General features: G+C 66.4%; 18 protein-coding genes. 8 read left to right on the top strand and 10 right to left on the bottom strand.

The annotated features are described in order from the left end of the window. The first annotated feature begins 126 nt into the window (after positions 1-126). A complete protein-coding gene (locus tag ASF57_RS02765; RefSeq protein ID WP_056479664.1) occupies positions 127-1728 on the top strand; it encodes a hypothetical protein in 1602 nt (533 codons plus the stop codon). A gap of 84 nt (positions 1729-1812) precedes the next feature. Continuing rightward, positions 1813-2571, top strand: coding sequence for a flagellar type III secretion system pore protein FliP (gene fliP, locus ASF57_RS02760; RefSeq protein ID WP_056479660.1), 759 nt, complete (start codon positions 1813-1815; stop codon positions 2569-2571). Positions 2572-2657: 86 nt separating this feature from the next. On the opposite strand, the gene ASF57_RS24295 is transcribed toward fliP, so the two are convergent. From ASF57_RS24295 to fliL, 8 genes are all read right to left on the bottom strand, one after another. Continuing rightward, positions 2658-2831, bottom strand: a complete 174-nt coding sequence (locus ASF57_RS24295; RefSeq protein WP_082503634.1) for a DUF3606 domain-containing protein — start codon at positions 2829-2831, stop codon at positions 2658-2660. A 166-nt stretch (positions 2832-2997) separates the two neighbouring features. Next, the gene (locus ASF57_RS02755; RefSeq protein WP_056479657.1) at positions 2998-6435 is read right to left on the bottom strand and encodes a hypothetical protein; all 3438 of its coding nucleotides are present in this window, start codon (positions 6433-6435) and stop codon (positions 2998-3000) included. A 134-nt stretch (positions 6436-6569) separates the two neighbouring features. Beyond that, positions 6570-6953, bottom strand: a complete 384-nt coding sequence (locus ASF57_RS02750; RefSeq protein WP_244476779.1) for a hypothetical protein — start codon at positions 6951-6953, stop codon at positions 6570-6572. Positions 6954-7167: 214 nt separating this feature from the next. Then, positions 7168-7791 (bottom strand): invasion associated locus B family protein, encoded by a 624-nt coding sequence (locus ASF57_RS02745; RefSeq protein WP_056479654.1) that lies wholly within the window; start codon positions 7789-7791, stop codon positions 7168-7170. A gap of 165 nt (positions 7792-7956) precedes the next feature. Then, positions 7957-8739, bottom strand: a complete 783-nt coding sequence (locus tag ASF57_RS02740) for a hypothetical protein (RefSeq protein WP_244476794.1) — start codon at positions 8737-8739, stop codon at positions 7957-7959. A gap of 32 nt (positions 8740-8771) precedes the next feature. Then, positions 8772-9293, bottom strand: coding sequence for a DUF6468 domain-containing protein (locus ASF57_RS02735; RefSeq protein WP_056479647.1), 522 nt, complete (start codon positions 9291-9293; stop codon positions 8772-8774). 10 nt (positions 9294-9303) lie between these two features. Beyond that, entirely contained in the window at positions 9304-10521 is a 1218-nt protein-coding gene (fliM, locus tag ASF57_RS02730; protein ID WP_056186231.1) for a flagellar motor switch protein FliM, read from the bottom strand. Between the two features lie 92 nt (positions 10522-10613). Next, the gene (gene fliL, locus ASF57_RS02725) at positions 10614-11120 is read right to left on the bottom strand and encodes a flagellar basal body-associated protein FliL (RefSeq protein WP_056186235.1); all 507 of its coding nucleotides are present in this window, start codon (positions 11118-11120) and stop codon (positions 10614-10616) included. A gap of 270 nt (positions 11121-11390) precedes the next feature. On the opposite strand from fliL, the gene flgF reads away from it, so the two are divergent. The 4 genes from flgF to flgH are packed head-to-tail and all read left to right on the top strand — an operon-like array spanning position 11391 to position 14809. Beyond that, the gene (gene flgF, locus ASF57_RS02720) at positions 11391-12131 is read left to right on the top strand and encodes a flagellar basal-body rod protein FlgF (protein WP_056186237.1); all 741 of its coding nucleotides are present in this window, start codon (positions 11391-11393) and stop codon (positions 12129-12131) included. A 12-nt stretch (positions 12132-12143) separates the two neighbouring features. Further along, positions 12144-12935 carry a flagellar basal-body rod protein FlgG gene (gene flgG, locus ASF57_RS02715; protein ID WP_056186239.1) on the top strand — a complete coding sequence of 264 codons (792 nt, stop codon included), beginning with the start codon at positions 12144-12146 and terminating at the stop codon, positions 12933-12935. A gap of 14 nt (positions 12936-12949) precedes the next feature. Then, positions 12950-14014, top strand: coding sequence for a flagellar basal body P-ring formation chaperone FlgA (flgA, locus tag ASF57_RS02710; RefSeq protein WP_056479644.1), 1065 nt, complete (start codon positions 12950-12952; stop codon positions 14012-14014). 48 nt (positions 14015-14062) lie between these two features. Beyond that, positions 14063-14809 carry a flagellar basal body L-ring protein FlgH gene (flgH, locus tag ASF57_RS02705; protein ID WP_056186246.1) on the top strand — a complete coding sequence of 249 codons (747 nt, stop codon included), beginning with the start codon at positions 14063-14065 and terminating at the stop codon, positions 14807-14809. Between the two features lie 114 nt (positions 14810-14923). Here the strand turns inward: flgH and dksA are convergent, their stop codons facing one another. After that, positions 14924-15343: an RNA polymerase-binding protein DksA gene (gene dksA / locus ASF57_RS02700; RefSeq protein WP_056186249.1), complete on the bottom strand. Its 420-nt coding sequence runs from the start codon at positions 15341-15343 to the stop codon at positions 14924-14926. 580 nt (positions 15344-15923) lie between these two features. On the opposite strand from dksA, the gene ASF57_RS02695 reads away from it, so the two are divergent. Then, a complete protein-coding gene (locus tag ASF57_RS02695; RefSeq protein ID WP_056479641.1) occupies positions 15924-16469 on the top strand; it encodes a ferritin-like domain-containing protein in 546 nt (181 codons plus the stop codon). 70 nt (positions 16470-16539) lie between these two features. Here ASF57_RS02695 and ASF57_RS02690 read toward each other — a convergent pair whose 3' ends face one another. Continuing rightward, complete coding sequence (locus ASF57_RS02690) at positions 16540-16968, bottom strand: flagellar assembly protein FliX (RefSeq protein ID WP_056479638.1); 429 nt, start codon at positions 16966-16968, stop codon at positions 16540-16542. Positions 16969-17269: 301 nt separating this feature from the next. Between ASF57_RS02690 and ASF57_RS02685 the strand changes: the two genes are divergently transcribed. Continuing rightward, positions 17270-18349: a flagellar basal body P-ring protein FlgI gene (locus ASF57_RS02685; protein ID WP_056186607.1), complete on the top strand. Its 1080-nt coding sequence runs from the start codon at positions 17270-17272 to the stop codon at positions 18347-18349. The last annotated feature ends 25 nt before the right edge of the window (positions 18350-18374 follow it).

Here is an 18374-nt window from a genome sequence, read left to right as displayed (position 1 = left end):
CCGGGAAGCTGAAAAGGAGCTGTTAACGAAGTCTTAACGTTGTTGCCCGCGCCGCTGCCGCGCATGATACTGGTCCCTCTAGTGTTGCGTCGGGCCACGAGCCCCTAAAAGCGAGAGACCCCGGTCTTGCCATCGTTCTTCAGCTCGGAAGGCTCGTTCCCTCTCCAGTTCGCGATCATTTTCGCCGTGATCTTCGTGATCCTGGCGGCCGTCGTGTTCGTGATCCGGCGCCTCGGCGGCAAGGGAATGCCCTTGTCGGACAAGAACTCGGCACGGGGACGCCAGCCGCGGCTCGGCATTGTCGACATCTACGAATTGGATCGTCAGCGTCAGCTCATCCTCCTCCGACGCGACAACGTCGAGCACCTCCTGCTTGTCGGTGGTCCGAACGACGTGGTGATCGAACGCAACATCCTGCGGGGCATCAGCGCTCGCCTGCCGCCCGAGGAGCCAGCGTTCGACGAGGCGCCCGAGCCGACACTGAATCCGCTGCCCGAACCCTCGATCGCCCACCAGACGCAACCGGCTCCTGCCCCCGCGTACCAGCCGATCGCGCCCTATCGCGAGCCAACCTTCGAGATGCCGGTGGTGGTCTCTGCGCCGGTGCCAGGCTCCGACGCCCCGCCCCGGACGGTCGGTCGGCCGCTCGGTGCCCTCGGGCATTCCGAACCGGTCACCGAGCCCCTCACCCCAGAGGTCCCTGTCTCGGAGATTTCCGCTCCTGAGGCTCCGCTCCCTGATCCGGGCCTGACAGCACGGCCGCGGGAATCTCAGCTGGCGCGCGTGATCAGGCGGACGCCGCCGTCGATCGCGAATCTCGTCCCGGCCGGTCTTGCCGAGCGGGTCGGCTTTCCGGGAACGCCCGAGCAGGCAAGCCCCCGTGCTCCGGTTGCTCCCCCCGCAGCTCCTCCGCCGGCACCCGTCTCATCGGCTCCGGCGACGCGCGGCATCGATGCGGCGATCCTGTCCGATATGGCGCGGCAGCTGGAAGAGGCGTTGCGCCGTCCGTCCGCGGCGGTCCGTCCGGCCATGCCGGTCCAGCCTGCGCCCATTCCACCGGCCGAGGCCGAAGCCGGCATGACCGCGGGCGAACGCGAACCAGCGCCACACGGCGTAAGGCCGGTCTCGATCGATCCGATCGCAGCCGCCATGGCTGCCACGGCGCGGGGCCCGGCCCCGACGGAACCCGCGGCGTCCGAAGCGTCCGCCGGTCAGGATCTCTTCTTCGCCGACATGGTCGAGGCCGTCGCGATCGATCGTCCGGCAGGCGACCAGCCTGCGTCCGCCACGGACACGTCTTCCGGGTCTTCGGCCGGCGAGTCTGAGTCCACCCCGTTCGAGCGCGTCAACAGTCCCGAGCGCGAGAATAGCCCCGAGCCCGTCCGGGAGCGCGATTCTGATGAGGCACGTGAGGCTGTCCAAGAAATCCAGCCTGTCCAAGAAAATCAGCCTGTCCGAGAAAATCAGCCTGTCCGAGATACCCCGCCGGTCCAGGAGCCCGAGCCCAGCCAGGACTCGACGGCGGTCGTCGCGGACGCGCCGAAGCCCACGGACAATCCTCCCGGATCGACGGCAAACCAGACGGACGACCAGCCTCCCTTCGTCGCGCCCGTAACACCGGCGCCGAAGCCGACGAAGGCAGCGCCAACACCGAATCCGTTTTCCGTGGAAGAGATCGAGGCCGAGTTCGCGCGCCTTCTCGGTCGGCCGCTCGATCGGAAGTCGTAGGTCAGGCCTCGTGGGGATGCGCGCGGGAGTCCGGGTGCTATGAGAAGCGCGCGGCAACGCTGCGTCGCACCACCCGGAACCCGTATGATCATCGAGCCCCGACCCTCCCTGCCAAGGCGCCTGCGCCGCACAATCCTGATCGGCGCGGGTCTGGCGTTGAGTACCGCAGCTGCGCAGGCTCAGAGCCTGTCGGTCGATCTCGGCACTGGGGGCGTGACCGAACGCGCGCTGCAGCTCGTCGCACTCCTCACCGTCCTCGCCCTGGCGCCGTCCGTGCTGGTGATGGCGACCTCGTTCACCCGGATCATCGTGGTGCTGTCGATCCTGCGGTCGGCGCTCGGAACCCAGAGCGCACCGCCGAATGCCGTGGTTACCAGCTTGGCCCTGTTCCTGACGGCCTTCGTGATGGCCCCGGTCGGACGGGAGGCCTACCGAAACGGCATCGAGCCGCTGATCGCCGGACAGATCACCCAGAGCGTCGCGTTCGAGCGCGCTTCGGCGCCCTTCAAAACTTTCATGCTCAGGAACGTGCGGGAGAAGGACCTGAAGCTCTTCCTCGACATGGCCAAGGCGCCGGTGCCCGCCGGGCCCGAGGCGGTCGGCCTGGAAGTGGTGACGCCAGCCTTCATGATCTCCGAACTGCGCCGCGCCTTCGAGATCGGCTTTCTGCTGTTCATTCCCTTTCTCATCATCGACCTCGTCGTCGCATCAATTCTGATGGCGGTCGGCATGATGATGGTGCCGCCCGCAACGGTGGCGCTTCCGTTCAAGCTGATCTTCTTCGTCCTGGTCGATGGATGGACCCTCGTCGCCGGTTCGTTGGTGCAGAGCTACGGGACCTGACGGGCCGCGATCTCGGCCCGAACGAGCCGGACATGAAAAAGGGCGCCCGAGGGCGCCCCTGTCCGACATCCGCCCTGCGTGACCGGTCAGCGCTCGAGATAGCTTTTCAGGGTCGAAATCCGGTTGCCGACGAGCCGCACGGCGCGCTTCAGGCGATCTTCGGAGACCCCGAGGCGCGATGCGATCGAGCTGCGCTGCTGGCTGTCGTAGATGTCGAGGTGGGTCTTGCCGGTATTGGTGTCGAGCGGTTCCGTGTACATGGTGGGCCTCTGATGTGCCGGGCTGGAACGTGCGCCGCACTGATCGATGCGATTGGATTCAGAACGTCGCCGCACCGCGTTTGTTGCGCGACGCTGAATTGAAATCCGCGAATCTGATCAGACTTTTACGAAGCGCTTCGCCGGCGCCCCGGCGAGGCGTTCCCGCTCAGCCCGGCGGTGGCGCGCTCGCCTGTGCATCCGCCCTTGCATCGGTGTCACGCTTACTCGGCGTCGGGACGGCACTGTCCGGATAGCGCTTGCGGTATTCCGAGAGGAACGCCTGCAGCGTCTCGGCGCTGGTGGCTTTCTGGGCGATCTCCCGGAAGCCGGGCGTGCGCACGGCGTTCGCCTGAGTGAGCAGCGCGAAGGTGCGCGCGTCGCCGCTCTCGGCCATCGCATCGGCGAATTTTCCGCGCAAGCGTTCCATGTCGAGGGTTTCGCCGGCAAGCCCGTAGGCGATTGCGGCCCGCAGGATGTCGGTCCGCGCCGCGTCCTCCAGGGGAACACGCCGCCGCCAGGCGTCGCCGACCAGTCCCTCGTGGGCCTCACCGGCCTCGCGCCAGCGCCGGCCGGTCCAGAGGATGTCCGCCCGCAAGCGCTCGGCGTCCGCGCCGGTCTCGCCCTCGATGGTCTCCAGGGCGAGATCGGTACGGGACAGGTCCGACAGCGCGCGTGCGCGGAGGAGTGCTCGGGCGCGGCGAAGATCCTCCGGCAGTTCCGGCAAGTAGGTGTTGTCCAGCGTCTGCAGGGCCTGCAACGGCTTGTCATCCATCAGACGGATCGCGGCCAGACGCGTCGCCACCCCCGCGCGGCTCGCGCCCGTGAGGCGGCGATCGACCTGATGCTGCAAGAGTTCGCCGGCGGAATCCAGCAGATCGAGCTCGACCAGACGGTCCGCCAAGCGTCGCACGATCTCGTCGCCGCGCCGGCCCATCGGGGCGAAATCCTTGAAATCGAAATACAGCGCCAGGGCCTCCACGCCCGAGAGCTTCGGGCTGCGCTCGCCGAGGAAGAGATCGTCGAACAGATTCTGCGCGGTGTCGTGGACCTCCCGGACCAGGGGGGAATCCGAGCCGAGGGCATCGGCCCGTCGCGCGGTCATCAGGGCTTGGCGCCACCGGCCGGCCTCGATGTAGAGCTTCGTGAGGCCGGACAAGGTTTTCGGCTCGAGATCGCCGCCGTGCCAAGACAGCGACAGAGTTTCGAGACGCTCGATCGCATCGGCGACCGGGATCTTGCCTGAGGCGTGCCCCAGCAGCGTCGCGCGCAGACGGGCGGCTGCAGCGGTCTGCGCCTCGGTGCTGTCGCTCAGCCGGTCATAGGCGTCGAGGGCCGCCACGGTCTGACCCGTGACCTCGTCGATCCGCGCACGCAGCAGCGCGAGGCGTTCCCGAGTCGGGTGATCGGCGGCGCGGGTGGCCGCGATGATCTGCCGATTGGCGGCATCCCAGTCGCCCGTCTCGATCGCGGCTTCGGTTGCGGCCGTGCGCAACAGCGCCTGAAGGTCGTCGGGGTAGCGATCGAGCACGCTCGCGGTCGCGCGGAACGATGTGTTGGCGGCGCTCCAGCGACCCTCCAGCGATTCGAGGTAGCCTTGCCACGCCCGCGCCTCGGGATCGTTGCGCAGGATCTCGGCGGCGAGGTGCGTGCGCATGTCGCCCGTGCGCCCCAGCAGGGCATCGGCGACCACCGTCAGCATCGGGATGTCGCGCTGGCCGGCCAGAACGGGGTCGTCGGCGAAGGCGGTCTTCAGAACGCCCAGGGCCTCGATCGCCAGACGGTTGGCCAGCATCGTGCGGGCCAGCACCATTCGCAGAGGGCCGCGCGCCGCGCGCGGCACTTCCGCTATGGCCTGCATCTGCGCGTTGAGAACCTCGCGGATGTCGCCGCGCTGGGACGCTTCCCATGGGGTCCGATCGACGGCGAGGTCGCTCAACGTCGCGAGCGGAGCCTCGTCCTGGCGTGCCACCCCGGAGACCGCCATGCCGCTGTCGCGCGAGATCGCGACACCGTCGAGATCAGGGCGCACGAGAAGATCATCGGCCTGCGCCAGCACCGCGACGCCCTGGCGGCTCGGCAACAGTTCGAAATCGACGAAGACTTGGCGCTTCGGGATTCCGGCCGGCTTCGGGCCTTGGCCGGTGACGACAGCGATGCGCTCGCCGTCGAGGTTGAGCCAGGACGCGACGCCGGGATGGGGGAGCCGGATGCCGACGCCGATCCGGCCGGCCGCGTCGGTGACGCGGACGGCCGAGAGCGCGACGCTCGCCGCCAAGTTCTCACCCGCCACGAGCTCCCAGCCGGTGGGTGCTTCTGCGGGACCAACGGGCACAAGATCGAGCAGCCGATCACGCGGGACCGGAAACCGTAGGAGGACGACGCGTCCGGTTCGCGTCGGTGGCCCGAGCGGCGTGAGCAGCGGATCGCCGCTCGGAACGACCACCGGTTCCGTGGTTTCGAAGACCAGATGGGCGATGCCGGCGCGCTCGAACAGGGCCGCGGGCGGCCGGGTACGGAAGGGAAACACGAGGCCTGGACCGGCGGGTCTCTGAATCGTAGTTTGAACTGGCTCGGGCGGATGCTGCCCAAGCGCTTCCGTCATTGGCGACGAGGGTATCGCAGAGGTGCGTTCCGGCTTCGTATCGGTTGGCTTCAAGTCGGCCGGCTTGGCGTCGCTCGGCTTGGCGTCCATCGGTTTGGCGTCGGCCCGGGCGGACGCCTTCGCGTCAGGGTCCGCCGCGCCAACATCCTGCGGCGTCGATCCGGCGGCGGCTGCGGACATCGCTTTGGGATCGGTCGCCTTGCGCGCGACGTCGATCGTCGCCCCGTCCTCATCGTGGAAGGTTCTGATTTCAAAGCCCGCCGCCGGAGTGACGAGGAGACGCGCGCCGGCCACGCCGTTCTCCACCGACAGCGCGGCGATCGCCGGCTTCAGACGCCCGCGCGTCGCGATGTCGTCGATCCGCCAAGCGCCTGGGAGAACGAGACGGGTCGCTCCACCGACCGCATCGAATTCGAGAGGCGCCGATGCCGGCATGCGCAGGCTCAGACGCGTGAGCGTCGACAGGTGGGCGAGTTCGAGGCGCAGAGGCGTCGGTTCGGTGGGGGGCTTGGCTGCGCGAAGGGCCGCCTCGGCCGCCTGAGTTCGGCGAAACAGTTCGGCGATCACATCGGACGGCAGGGGCGGCGGCAGACCGCTCCAATCCTGCGGTAGGAGATCGACGAAGACGGTCTCGCCGGCCTGCTGCACATTGACCCGATAGGGCCTCTGGAGTGCGAGCCGCAAACCCGTGCCGTCCGGATCGCGCCGAACCGCCGAGACGAAGTCCGGCATCTCGGAAGCGATCCGCTCCGGACCCGTGCTGGCTTTCTCGGAGAAGGTCAGGACCAGCACGGAGCCGGAGAGACGCGCTTTCACGGAGACGACGCCGTCGAAGTTCAGGACGATCCGTCCGTAACGTTCGATCTGGGCCCCCTTGACGGCCGTGAGTCGCGCAGCGGAGGCGGCTGTCGCCCCCCACAGGGTGGCTGCCGCGACCGATATCGCGGCGAGGCCGGTCCGAAGCCGACGCCGTTGTGTCGCGATATCGGCGCCGAGTGCCATCGCAGTTTTCACCAAACCTAAAGGGACGAATCCGCTCGCCACCGAGCCGTTTCGCCGAACGCCGCACCAGTGAGGCATCCTCCCTCTTCGGGGCTAACGGGCGCTTAAGACCCCCGGTCGCTTTGTTCGAACTCCTAACGTTTGACAATTAAATCCGGTATCGTCCGGCCATTGGGACCGAAATTCTCCGTCGCACGGGTGCAGTTGGCGGCGATATCCTTGCTGTAGACCTCGGTATAGGCTTGAGCGCGAATCCGCAGTTCGCCGCTGGCGAGATCGTCGTACGCGACGCCGAGACCTGAGACGACGGCCTTGAAGCGCTCGGTGTTCGGCCTGACGTCCGGGCAGGACGCCACCACGAACGCCAGCAGGCCGGCGAGCTTGGCGGCACTGTTTTTCTGTTGCTCGGCCTTGGCTTCCGCCGCCGTCGGTGGAGGACCGGGCGGCCTTTCGGGGGGCGATGCGTCCTGTGCGCTGGCGTGACCCGTCAGGGCGCCGACCACGACCAGGGCCGTCAAGTATCGCGTCAGCGCAGCCGATCTCGTCATAGATGTCTCCTGGAGCGTCCGCCCTGATGCCAGATCCCATCGCAGGTCCGGCACGTGGTTCTTCTTCGAAGTTCGATCCTGCGGTCCGCTTCCCTATCGAGGGCGATGGCGTCGCTGGCTCGAAGCGAAGGGTGGGACGCAGGAGGTGCGCACAGTCCCGCTGGAGTGCTCGCTCGCTTGCCGATTAGCCTGCCAGGGCGGCGGCGCGCGCCAGGGCATTCGCGAATCCCTCGAGCGGGACCGTGATGACGACCGGCTCCTTGGCATCCGGCTTCGTAGCCGAAACCAGCAGGTTCTTGGCCGTCTTCATCGTGTCGGTGGCCAGCGTCGGCAGGCTGACCGGCACCAGGCAGCCTTCCTGGCTACAGGACATGAATGGGGCACCCTTGCCCAGCACGGCCTCGTCGAGCTTGAACGATACGCCCGGCTCGATGGCCAGACCGAGCGGCATCAGGATGAAGCCCTGAGCCCGTCCGTCGCTGGGCGGCCGGATCTCCAGGGCAAATTCGCGACGGCCCTTCGCCCCCTGCGCTTGCATGACGGCGCACTCGACCTTCGTGTCGGCCTTCGCACAGGTCACGGTCCAATCGCCGTAGACCTCGCTCACGGAACTCGCACCATTGGGCCACCCCGCAACGGCCACAGGAGTGGCGGCGGGCGTGGGCGCTGCCGCCTTGGTGGGCGCAGGCTTGGCAGGCGTCGCCCTCCGGGGCTTCGGTTTGACGGGAGCCTCCGCCGGGTCCGATGCGGTCGGTGCCGCCGCATCCTGCGCGACGACGGGCCCCGCCACGAACAGCGCGAGGCTCATCACGGCAAGGGAACGGATCAAGCTGCTGGACGACACGTAGTTGGCTCCCCCGAAACCACGCGGCGGAAACGTATTCCGCCCGCGAGCCCTGCCCCTAGTCGGGCGCGGCGCAGCGCGCAATGGAGCGCGGCATAACCCGGTGGACGGAGCCTCCGATTCGTCATCTCACCGGCGCGGCACGGACGACCCCGGCGCGTCGATCGCCGGAAGCTCGTTGGCGCCGAGCCCCAAGGCGACGGTGGGCGCCGTCACGCCGCCCTGGCCGCGCGCACGGTTGGCGAGCGCAACCGTCAGCTTCTCGGCAGGTTCGGACTGCATGAGGGCAAGCACCTCGGCCATCTTGCGGGGATTCATTGCGAGGACGATGGGCACGAGAATGTCGAGGCCGAGCCTGTCGAACACCCGTGCGGCATCCTTCGGCTTCATCGTCTCGTACATCGTGACGATGTTCTTGAGGGCGGCCCTCTCGGCTTCGGCCCGCTGGGCACTGTTGCCGTCCGCCTTGTCCTCGCCCTGCTTCAGCGAATCCACGCCCTCCTCCAGCTTGCGTTCGGCCTTGCCGATCAACTGCTCGCGCAGGTCCAGGGCATCGCCGCGTTGCTTGAGGGTATCCCGCCGTGTGGCCAGACGCTCGAGAATGGCGCGTTCGGAAGCGGGCATCGCCTCCGGCGGTGGTGGCGGCCGCACGGCGGGTTTCTCGGGCTGCGGAGCTGGTTTCTCCGGCTCCTTCGGCGTGACCGATCCGGTGGTCGCAGGGTCTGCCGGCTCATAGTTGGTTCGAGCCTTGGCAAGCACACGCGCAAAATCCGGCATCGGCGTACCGGGCTGCAGGGTCGATTCCTCAACGGTAATCGCTGCGAGCTTGAGCACCAGCAATCCGACGGCGGCCAGGGTCACGGCATCGATCAGGCGCAGCTTGATGGGCCGCTGTTGGCGGAGCCGCACCAGGCGGCTCGGTTTCTGGGTGCGAGCCGGAATTGTCACGCGGCTTTGCTCCTCAGGCGGCCCAGGGCGCGCTCGGACATGGCGAGAGCAGCGGCAGCGGCGACGCCGAGGCGCTCACCGTTGGGACTTGTCGGCCCGGCCGGGGCGATGCGGACGGGGGCGACCACGCGCTCCAGGTCGCGCGGCTCCTGCGTCGGTGGCGCGGCGGCGCGGACAATCTCTCGTCCCGGGGCAGCCTGCGCGACGATCGACGCGATGCGGGCGATGACCGTCTCGCCGGCCTCGACATGGGCCGCGAGATCCGTGGCGTAACGCTCGGCGGTTCCGAGCCGGTCAGCCAGGGTCCGGTCGCACTCGTCGAGCGTTGCGCGCAGGCCCACGATAGCGCGCTCGGCGGTGGAACTCGCCATGACGAGGTCGCTGATGGTCTGGCGAAGCGCCGCCTCGTCGGCCTTCAGCTTGGTGATGCGTCCGCTCAGCCGCATCGACGAAACGATGCTGGCAACCAGGAGGACGGCGACGAGAATGTCGGCGGCGAGTGTGACGAGGAGGCTCATGGTCGGTCGCTCACCCGTCGTTGCGGTTGTTCATGGAGGCCTCGAAGGCCTGGAGCGTGGTGCGCGACCGGCGCAGGGGCCGGGTGAGCTGCACCGCGATGTTGTCGTCGATCCGGCCGATCCGCCCCTGGGTCAGAGCCCAGTCGCCGCACCGGACCGCGATCAGGTCGGAGGGCTTGGTGTCGAACATCAGGGTATCGCCGACCTTAAGGGACAGGACCTTCTTCAACGGCAGCATCATCTCGTGCAGCACCGCCTCCATTGTGGCGTCGGCCTGCCAGATTTCGGTCGCGAGGTGACTTTCCCAGACGTGGTCGCGGCCGAGCTTCTCGCCCATGAAGCTCTGCATGAGCAGTTCACGGATCGGCTCGATGGTGGCGTAGGGAAACAGGATCTGCAGCAGGCCGCCGCGTCCGTCCATGTCGAGCTTGAGGCTGATCAGGATGGCGGCGTTGGCGGGCCGGGTGATGGTGGCGAAGCGCGGGTTGGTCTCGATCCGGTCGATGGCGAAGCGAACCGGCGAGAGCGGCTGGAAAGAGAGCTCGAGGTCGGTGAGGATGATCTCGACGAGGCGTCGGACCAACTGCATCTCGATGGTGGTGAAGGGGCGTCCGTCGAGGCGGGTCGAGGACCCACCGCGCTTGCCGCCGAGCAGCAGGTCGAGGGTCGAGTAGGCCAGGTTCGATTCCACCGTAACGAGCCCGGAATTCTCCCAGGCATCGGCACGGAAGACGCCCAGCAGCGTCGGCAACGGAATGGCGTTCAGGTAGTCGCCGAAACGCACGGAGGTGATGTTGTCGAGAGTGACCTCGACGTTGTCCTGGAAGAAGTTGCGCAGGCTTGTCGACAACAACCGGATCATCCGGTCGAAGACAATTTCCAGCATCGGCAGGCGTTCGTACTGGACGACGCCGGAATCGACGATCGCCCGGACACCGCCGGCTCCCGATGCGGAGAGTTCGCGCAGGGAGAAGCCCAGGACGCCGTCGATCTCGTCCTGGTTCAGAATCCGGTCGTTGCCGGCAAGTTCGGGGAGGTTGTCGGTCTCCCCGTCCTCGATCATCGTCGCCCATTCGGCGGCGACGTCGCTGGCATGGGTCGTCGTGCCCTGCTCGGCCAGGGCCGCCCCCCACTCGTCGGCGAGCGATGCTTCGCCGCCCTCGGCGTTCTGGGCGATGAGCGCGGCGGCCCAATCGTCTTCGTCGATCTCGTCTTCCGGTCCGGCCATCAGACTCTCGTTACCTGCAACGTCTCAGACAATCTGGTTGGTCGCTCGGGATGAACGCGCGCGCTTTACGCGCGTGCTGAGGCGCGGATCGCCTATTGGATCACCACGTCCTTGAACAGTACCGCCTCGGCCCGAGCCGGGTGGATGGCGACGTTGACCCGGCGCAACAATTCCTCGCGCAGGCGGTAGATGCCGGCCGAGCCAGCGAGGTCGCTTGCCCTGAGATCGCGCAGGTACACCTGGAGGGTATCCTCGATGCGCGGCATCAGGGGCTTCACCTCGCTTTCGACCTTGGCATCCTTGAGCTCGATTGCGACCTTGACCTTGGCGAAACGCGTCCGATCCTGACCGGGCTCGTTGGCGAGATTGACCGTCATCTCCCGCACATCGAGGAACACGACCGGCTTCTTCACCTCGGCAACCGCGTCGGCGTGCCCGTCGCCCCCAGCCTTCTTCTTCATGAAGAAGAAGCCGCCGCCCGCCGCCAGCGCCACGACGACCGCGCCGATGATGAGGATCTTCTTCTTGCCGGCGGGCGGGGCATCGCCTTCCACACCCTCTTCACCTTCGGCGACGGCCTTTTTCGGCTTCTTGGCCATCGGTGGACCTCGCAGGTGGATCGGTAGCGCGACGGGCTGCCGCTCAATTCCCGCGGCTCTCACAATGGTATCGAGCAGATAAGGTTAACGCGCCGTTAAGGCGGCAAAAGCTGCCGGGTTGGAGTTGCCGTGCGGCCGGTAATGGTCAGCCTCCGGAGGCTCCTCAAACTCACGTAATGCTCTCATATTAAACGATGAAAGACTCCGAACGGGTTTGGCACGCCGCATGCGGAGATGTCTGCGTCGTCGCTCGTCGGGACTGAGAGTGTCATGCAGAACGCATTGTTCGTGGGGGTATCAAGCCAAGTCGCGCTTCAGCGCGAGCTGGACGTGATCGCCAACAACATGGCCAACATCTCTACCAACGGCTTCAAGGGGCGCAACACCCGCTTTCAGGAGTACCTGATGCCGGTGGCGAGCGCCGAATCGTTCAAGACGCCGGACCGACGCGTCTCCTACGTGATCGACCAGGGCACCGCCCTCGATCTTGCCCAGGGCCCGATTGAGCAGACCGGCAATCCCCTCCACGTGGCGGTGCGGGGTGAGGCTTTCCTGGTGGTCCGCACGCCGAACGGAGACCGGTACACCCGCAACGGCGCATTCGAAACCGACGCCCGGGGCACGCTGGTGACCAGCGACGGCTATCCGGTTCAGGGTGACGGCGGTCCGATCCAGATCAATCCGCAAGAGACCGGCATCGCCATCGGCCCCGACGGAACGGTCTCGACCAATCTCGGCATTCGCGGACGCGTCCGGCTGGTGACCTTCGCCAATCCTCAGGCGCTCACCAATGAGGGCGCGAACCTGTACGCCTCGACGGCACCACCCCAGGCCGCCGGCCTCGCCGGGCGGGTGGAGGCCGGTGCCCTCGAGCGCTCGAACGTGAAGCCGGTCCTGGAAATGACCCGGCTCATGGACGTGAACCGCACCTACACCATGGTTTCGGGCGTGATCTCGCGCCTCGACGACCTGCGCGGCACGGCGATCCGCCGTCTCGCCGACGTCGCGTAAGGATCTCCGCAGATGCGCGCCCTCTACGCTGCCGCCACCGGCATGGCGGCCCAGGAACTCAACGTTCAGGTCATCTCGAACAACATCGCGAACCTGCGCACCACCGGCTACAAGCGCCAGCAACCGCACTTCCAGGATCTGCTGTATCAGAACCTGCGCCGGGCCGGCTCATCGACTTCCGACCAGAACACGCAACTTCCCGCCGGCCTCGCCATCGGGTCGGGTGTGAAGACCACCTCGACTGCTCGGGTGATGTCGCAGGGCACTCTGACGAGCACCGAGAAGGAATATGACGTCGCCATCCGCGGCGAGGGCCTGTTTCGGGTCACCCTGCCGGACGGGCGCACGGCCTACACCCGAGACGGTTCTTTCGATCTGTCGGCACAGGGCCAGCTCGTCACCCGTGACGGTTACCTTGTCGATCCCGGCGTGACGGTGCCGAACAATGCCACCTCGGTGACGATCAGCGCCCAGGGTGCCGTGCAGGCGACGGTGCCGGGCCAGACGGCTCCGCAGGCGCTGGGCCAGTTCCAGCTCGCGCGCTTCGTCAACAAGGTCGGCCTCGAGTCGATCGGCGACAACCTGTTCATCGAGACCGCCGGGTCCGGTCCCGCCATCAACGGCCTGCCGGGGGCGGAGGGCTTCGGCAACCTTCAGCAGAGCTACCTCGAGGAGGCGAACGTCAACGCCGTCACCGAGATCTCCTCCCTGATCGCTGCCCAGCGCGCCTACGAGATGAACTCGAAGGTGGTGACGGCCGCCGATCAGATGCTCTCGACCACCTCCCAGATGTTCCGCAGCTGATCGGGCTCCTGACCATGCATGCTCTGCGACAGATCCCGCCCCGCCGTTCCGCCCGCGTTGCGACCTTGAGCGCTGCCATTGTCGCGCGGACTTTGTTCGCCGTGCTGGCCCTGTCCGTCCTCACCCTGCAGGTGTTGGCGCAGGACGCGCGATCGGCCGGCGCTCCCATGCGCCTCCGCGGCGACGTCACGGCGCGCGGCGACGTGCTGACGCTCGGAGACCTCGTGGAGGGTGCGGCCGCCGAGATGGCCCTGCGTCCGCTGTTCCGGGCGCCGGCTCTCGGCGCCACCGGCACCATCCAGGTGCGCCGCATCGCCGAAGCGATCGCGGGGCTCGGGCTCGGCTCGGTCGAGACCGGCGGCCGGCTTCAGGTGTCGGTCCAGCGCGCCGCCCGCAAGGTGACGCAGCCGGAGATCGAGGCCGCCCTCAAGCGCGCTCTCGATTCCGGTTACGGCGTCGACTCCCGCAATTTGGCCATCCGCCTCGATGGCGAAGCGCCGGTCCTGCTGGCGCCCCTCGATCTGAACGGCCAAGCCGTTGCCCTCGACCTCAGCTACGATGCCCGCTCACGTCGAATCGCTGCCCTGATCACGCTCGGCGAGCGTCAGGCATCCCTGCGGGTGTCCGGTCAGGTCATAGAGATTCGCGAAGTCGCGATCCTCGGCCGGAGCCTCAATCGCGGCGAGACCATCCTGGCCTCGGATCTCACGGTGGAGCGCCGCCCGCGGGAGGCGACCCCGGCCGATGCGCAGGGGTCGCATGCCGATCTCGCCGGGCAGGTGGCGCAGCGCAGCCTGAGTGCCGGCGCGATCCTGCGTTCGGGGGACCTGGCACCCCCCGATCTGGTGGCACGTGGCGAGGCCGTGACCATCGTGTTCGACTCCCCCGGCCTGAATCTCTCCCTCCGGGGGCAGGCCAACGAGAGCGGCCGTCTCGGGTCATCGATCACGGTGACCAACCCGATCTCGAAGAAGATCCTGTCCGCCACCGTGATCGGGGCCGGCCGTGTCTCGGTTGGTCCGGCACCGCTGCTGCGCCAGGCCAGTGCGGCCTTCGACCCACCGACCGTTCAGCGCTGATCCGCTTCGTTCGCGTCCCTTTTCCGGTTTGCCAAAGGTCCGGTCCCCATGACCTACCGCCTCTCGCCCGCTCTTGCCGTCACGCTGATGTGCACCGCGCTCGGTGCCTGCAACACGGCCGACCGCCTGTCCCAGATCGGTGCGACCCCCGCCCTTTCGGCCATCGAGGATCCGACTTCTCAGGCCGGCTACAAGCCGGTGCGCCTGCCGATGCCGGAGATCCAGCCGGTGTCCTACGCGCCGAATTCCCTATGGCGGACAGGCTCGCGCGCCTTCTTCAAAGACCAGCGTGCAGCCCGGATCGGCGACCTCGTCACCGTGAAGGTCAACGTCACCGACAAGGCGAACCTGAACAACGAGACCAAGCGCTCGCGCTCGAACGCGGAGGGAATGGGATTGCCCAATGCCTTCGGTCTGGAGAGCAGCAAGGGCATCGCGGCATCCGGGATCAGTCCCGACAAGCTCATAACCGCCACCTCGAACACGTCGAGCGACGGCGCCGGCTCGGTTCAGCGCAACGAGACGGTGACCACCAGCGTGGCGGCGATCGTGACGCAGATCCTGCCCAACGGAAACCTCGTGGTCGAGGGCAAGCAGGAGATCCGGATCAACTTCGAGGTGCGGGAACTCATCGTCGCCGGCGTGGTCCGTCCCGAGGACATCGAGTCGGACAACACCATTGAATCCAGCAAGATCGCCCAAGCGCGGATCGCCTATGGCGGGCGCGGTCAGATCACAGACGTCCAGCAGCCGCGTTACGGCCAGCAGCTGGTCGATGTGTTGCTGCCGTTCTGAGACCGATCGGCGCCCCGTTGATGGGCGCCGAGATCGTGTCGTCAGCAGCCCGATCGATCACGGGTCGATCCAGGAGAGGATTCTGTTCGAGATCAGGTGACAGGCTATCCGGGGTCAGTCGTCGCGATAGACTCGCTCGCGACGCTCATGGCGCTCCTGCGCTTCCAGGGACAGTGTGGCGATCGGACGGGCATCAAGGCGTTTCAGCGAGATCGGCTCGCCGGTCTCCTCGCAATAGCCGTAGGAGCCGTCTTCCAGACGCGCCAGCGCCGCATCGATTTTGCCGGTAAGCTTTCGCTGTCGGTCGCGCGCCCGCAGCTCGATCGAGCGATCGGTTTCAGAAGATGCGCGATCGGCGAGGTCAGGATGATTTTCGTTCTCGGTCTGTAATGCCACCAGCGTATCCTGCGCCTCCCGCAAGATATCAGACTTCCAGCCGAGCAATTTGCGACGGAAATACTCCCGCTGCCGATCATTCATGAACGGCTCGGTTTCACTCGGTACGTATCCGTCCTCAATCGTGATCTTCGCCATTCGCGCCTCTTGCAGCCGGTTCGCGGCGATCATTTTGCGTGGCTATAATGCAGGGGGCAGGCCACGACAACGCATCGTGATCCCTACTCACGGCAATCCTCTCGGATGTTTTGCGCGCTGCGGCAAACACGCAACGGCTGCAAACCCTCTGCAAGTCGCTTTGCGCTGCAACAACGGCGACGCTTTGTCATGGACTTTCTAATCTGCGTTAAAATGCAGGCTGAATGGCTTCCGCCGGTCTCACCAATCCTGTGGCCGAGGTCGAACACAGGGCGCCGCAAGCGGAACCGGAGCGATGGCCCTACGTTGGGCTCGGCACCGCCGAGAACGGTAAGTCTTCAGCAGTCGAGATCTTGGCGGAAGTTCCTCAAGGTTTTACCTAGGTTACTACAACCAAGATAACCGGCCTAACTTATGGTTGATACTTGGGGCCGATGGCGGTCAGGCTGGCTGTGCTTGTTTGGCTGTATCGACGTGGTTTTGTGCGAATCGCTTAATATTCACTGCAAACCATGTGGTCGATGTGCCGATTGCTGTCTCGGAAAGTGATTATTATTTCCTACGATCCGGAGCATATCTCATGGCGACCAAGGTCAAGTCTCTGCACGATGCGTTTTATGAGACGCTGAAAGACGTTTACTACGCCGAGAAGCAGTCGGTCCGAGCCCTCAAGAAGTCAGCGAAAGCGGCTCAGCACGAGGAGCTTCGCAGCGCCTTCGAGACGCATGCCGAGGAAAGCGCCGAGCAGGTCGAGCGTCTTCAACAGGTCTTCGAGATCATCGGCAAGCCGGCGCGCGCCAAAACCTGCGAGGCGATGCAGGGCATCACCTCCGAGATGGAGGAGGATCTCGAAGATTTCGCCGACAGCCCGGCCGCCGACGCTGTGCTGGCTGCCTGTGCCCAAGCTGTCGAGCATTACGAGATCGCTCGCTACGGGACGCTGAAGACCTGGGCCCGACAGCTCGGTTACGCGGATGCCGCCAAGCTTCTGGAACAGACCCTGGAGGAGGAGAAGAAGACCGACGCGCTCCTCAGCGAGATCGCCGAGCGGATCAACACGGATGGAAGCGAAGAGGCCGAGGCCGCCGAGGAGGCGCCGCGCGCCAAGGCGAAGACCAAGGGCTGAACGGTCCCTCGAGGCCGAGGGGAGAAGCGGGGCGCTGAGTTGGCTGGTGCCCCGCCCTTCGCCAAGCAGGTCAGAATGCTGCCGAGGGGGAGAGCTTGGCGAGTTCGACGGCGGCCCGCAACTCAATATCGGCGATCAGACCGTCGAGACGCGGGTCACCGCTGATCCCGGTCCGGTCGGCCAAGCGGCGCGCGATGGACTGGAGGTCGCGCGTCGAGACCCGTCCCATGATGAGAGAGGCCTTGAGGCGGTCCAGCCCATCAAGGAGGTCGCTGCCGCGCTGGGTCGAGCGCCGCCGACGCTCCTCTGGGGTGTCCGCGTTGCACTGGAGGGTCAGGATCGCATCGAGTCCGGCCAGAGAGGCTGCCGGGGTGGCCGCAGCGCTGGTGGACGCCTTGTTGGGGTCTGAAAGGGTAAAGGACCGCATGGTGTCGTTGCGACGAGCGCCCGCGGCCGCCGGACCGGTGTTCAAGGTGACGAAGCGGGGATCGACGCGCATGGGAAAAGACCAATCGGGGCGGCGGTGCGCCCTGCACCGTGAGAATCCGCCGATGATGGTTAAGCCGGCGTAAAGAGCCCGGCAGAAAATGCCGGGTCGGCATGAAGCAATCAGTCCGACGGATCGAACATTCCCTCCCTCGCAGAAGAAAACCATTCAATTCCAACGGATTGGAGAAACGATTGGCTTGGCATGGTCCTGGCAAGGTATCCGGGACATCCCTGCTGCGAAGAGCCCCATGCCTGACAGTCAGAACGGCCCGTCCCGGCTTCATCGCTTCACCATCTGCTTGCTGGCAGCGATGGCCCTGGTTTTCGGCCATGCGGCTCCTGTCCTCGCCCTGTCGCGGGTCAAGGATCTCGCCAGCGTCGAGGGCGTGCGCCAAAACCAGCTCGTTGGTTACGGCATCGTCGTCGGCCTCAATGGCACCGGCGATACCCTGAACAACATCCCGTTCACCAAGCAATCGTTGCAGGCGATGTTGGAACGGCTCGGGGTCAACACCCGCGGGGCGACCATGCGCACTCAGAATCTGGCGGCCGTAATGGTCACGGCGAGCCTGCCGCCTTTCGCGACCCAGGGGAATCGCATCGACATCACAGTCTCCTCCCTCGGCGACGCAAAGTCTCTCCAGGGCGGTACCCTGCTGGTCACGCCTCTGCTCGGCGCCGACGGCGAAGTCTACGCCCTGGCCCAGGGCTCGGTCGCCATCGCGGGCTTCTCCGCCGAAGGGGACGCCGCCAAGATCACGCGCGGCGTGCCGACCAACGGGCGCGTTCCGAACGGGGCCATGATCGAGCGCGAGATGGCGTTCAAGATGAACGACATGCGGTCGCTTCGTCTCTCCCTGCGCAACCCCGACTTCACGACCTCCAAGCGGATCGCAGCCGCGATCAACGACTTCATGGGGGCGGACACGGCCGAGCCGACCGATCCGGCCACGGTTACTCTGCAGATTCCGGCCCGCTACACCGGCAACATGATCCGGCTCGTGACCGAGGTCGAGCAACTCAAGGTCGAGCCGGACCAGACCGCGCGGGTCATCGTCGACGAGCGCTCCGGCATCATCGTCATGGGGCGTGACGTGCGCGTCTCCACCGTGGCGATCGCGCAGGGCAACCTGACCGTGACGATCACCGAACAGCCGCAGGTCAGCCAGCCCGCTCCCCTCTCCAACGGCGCCACGACGGTGGTGCCGCGCACCGGCGTCAAGGTCGATACCGGCGACGGCAACAAGCTCGCCGTCGTGAAGGAGGGCGTGACCCTGCGGGAACTCGTCGACGGCCTCAACGCCCTCGGTATCGGTCCTCGCGATCTCATCTCGATCCTTCAGGCGATCAAGGCGTCCGGCGCCCTGCAGGCCGACATCGAGGTGATGTGATGCCTGTTCTCTCCATCTCCTCAAA

The sequence above is a fragment of the Methylobacterium sp. Leaf117 genome (assembly GCF_001422985.1).
Taxonomy (GTDB): domain Bacteria; phylum Pseudomonadota; class Alphaproteobacteria; order Rhizobiales; family Beijerinckiaceae; genus Methylobacterium.
This window is presented reverse-complemented; position numbering and strand designations above follow the sequence as displayed.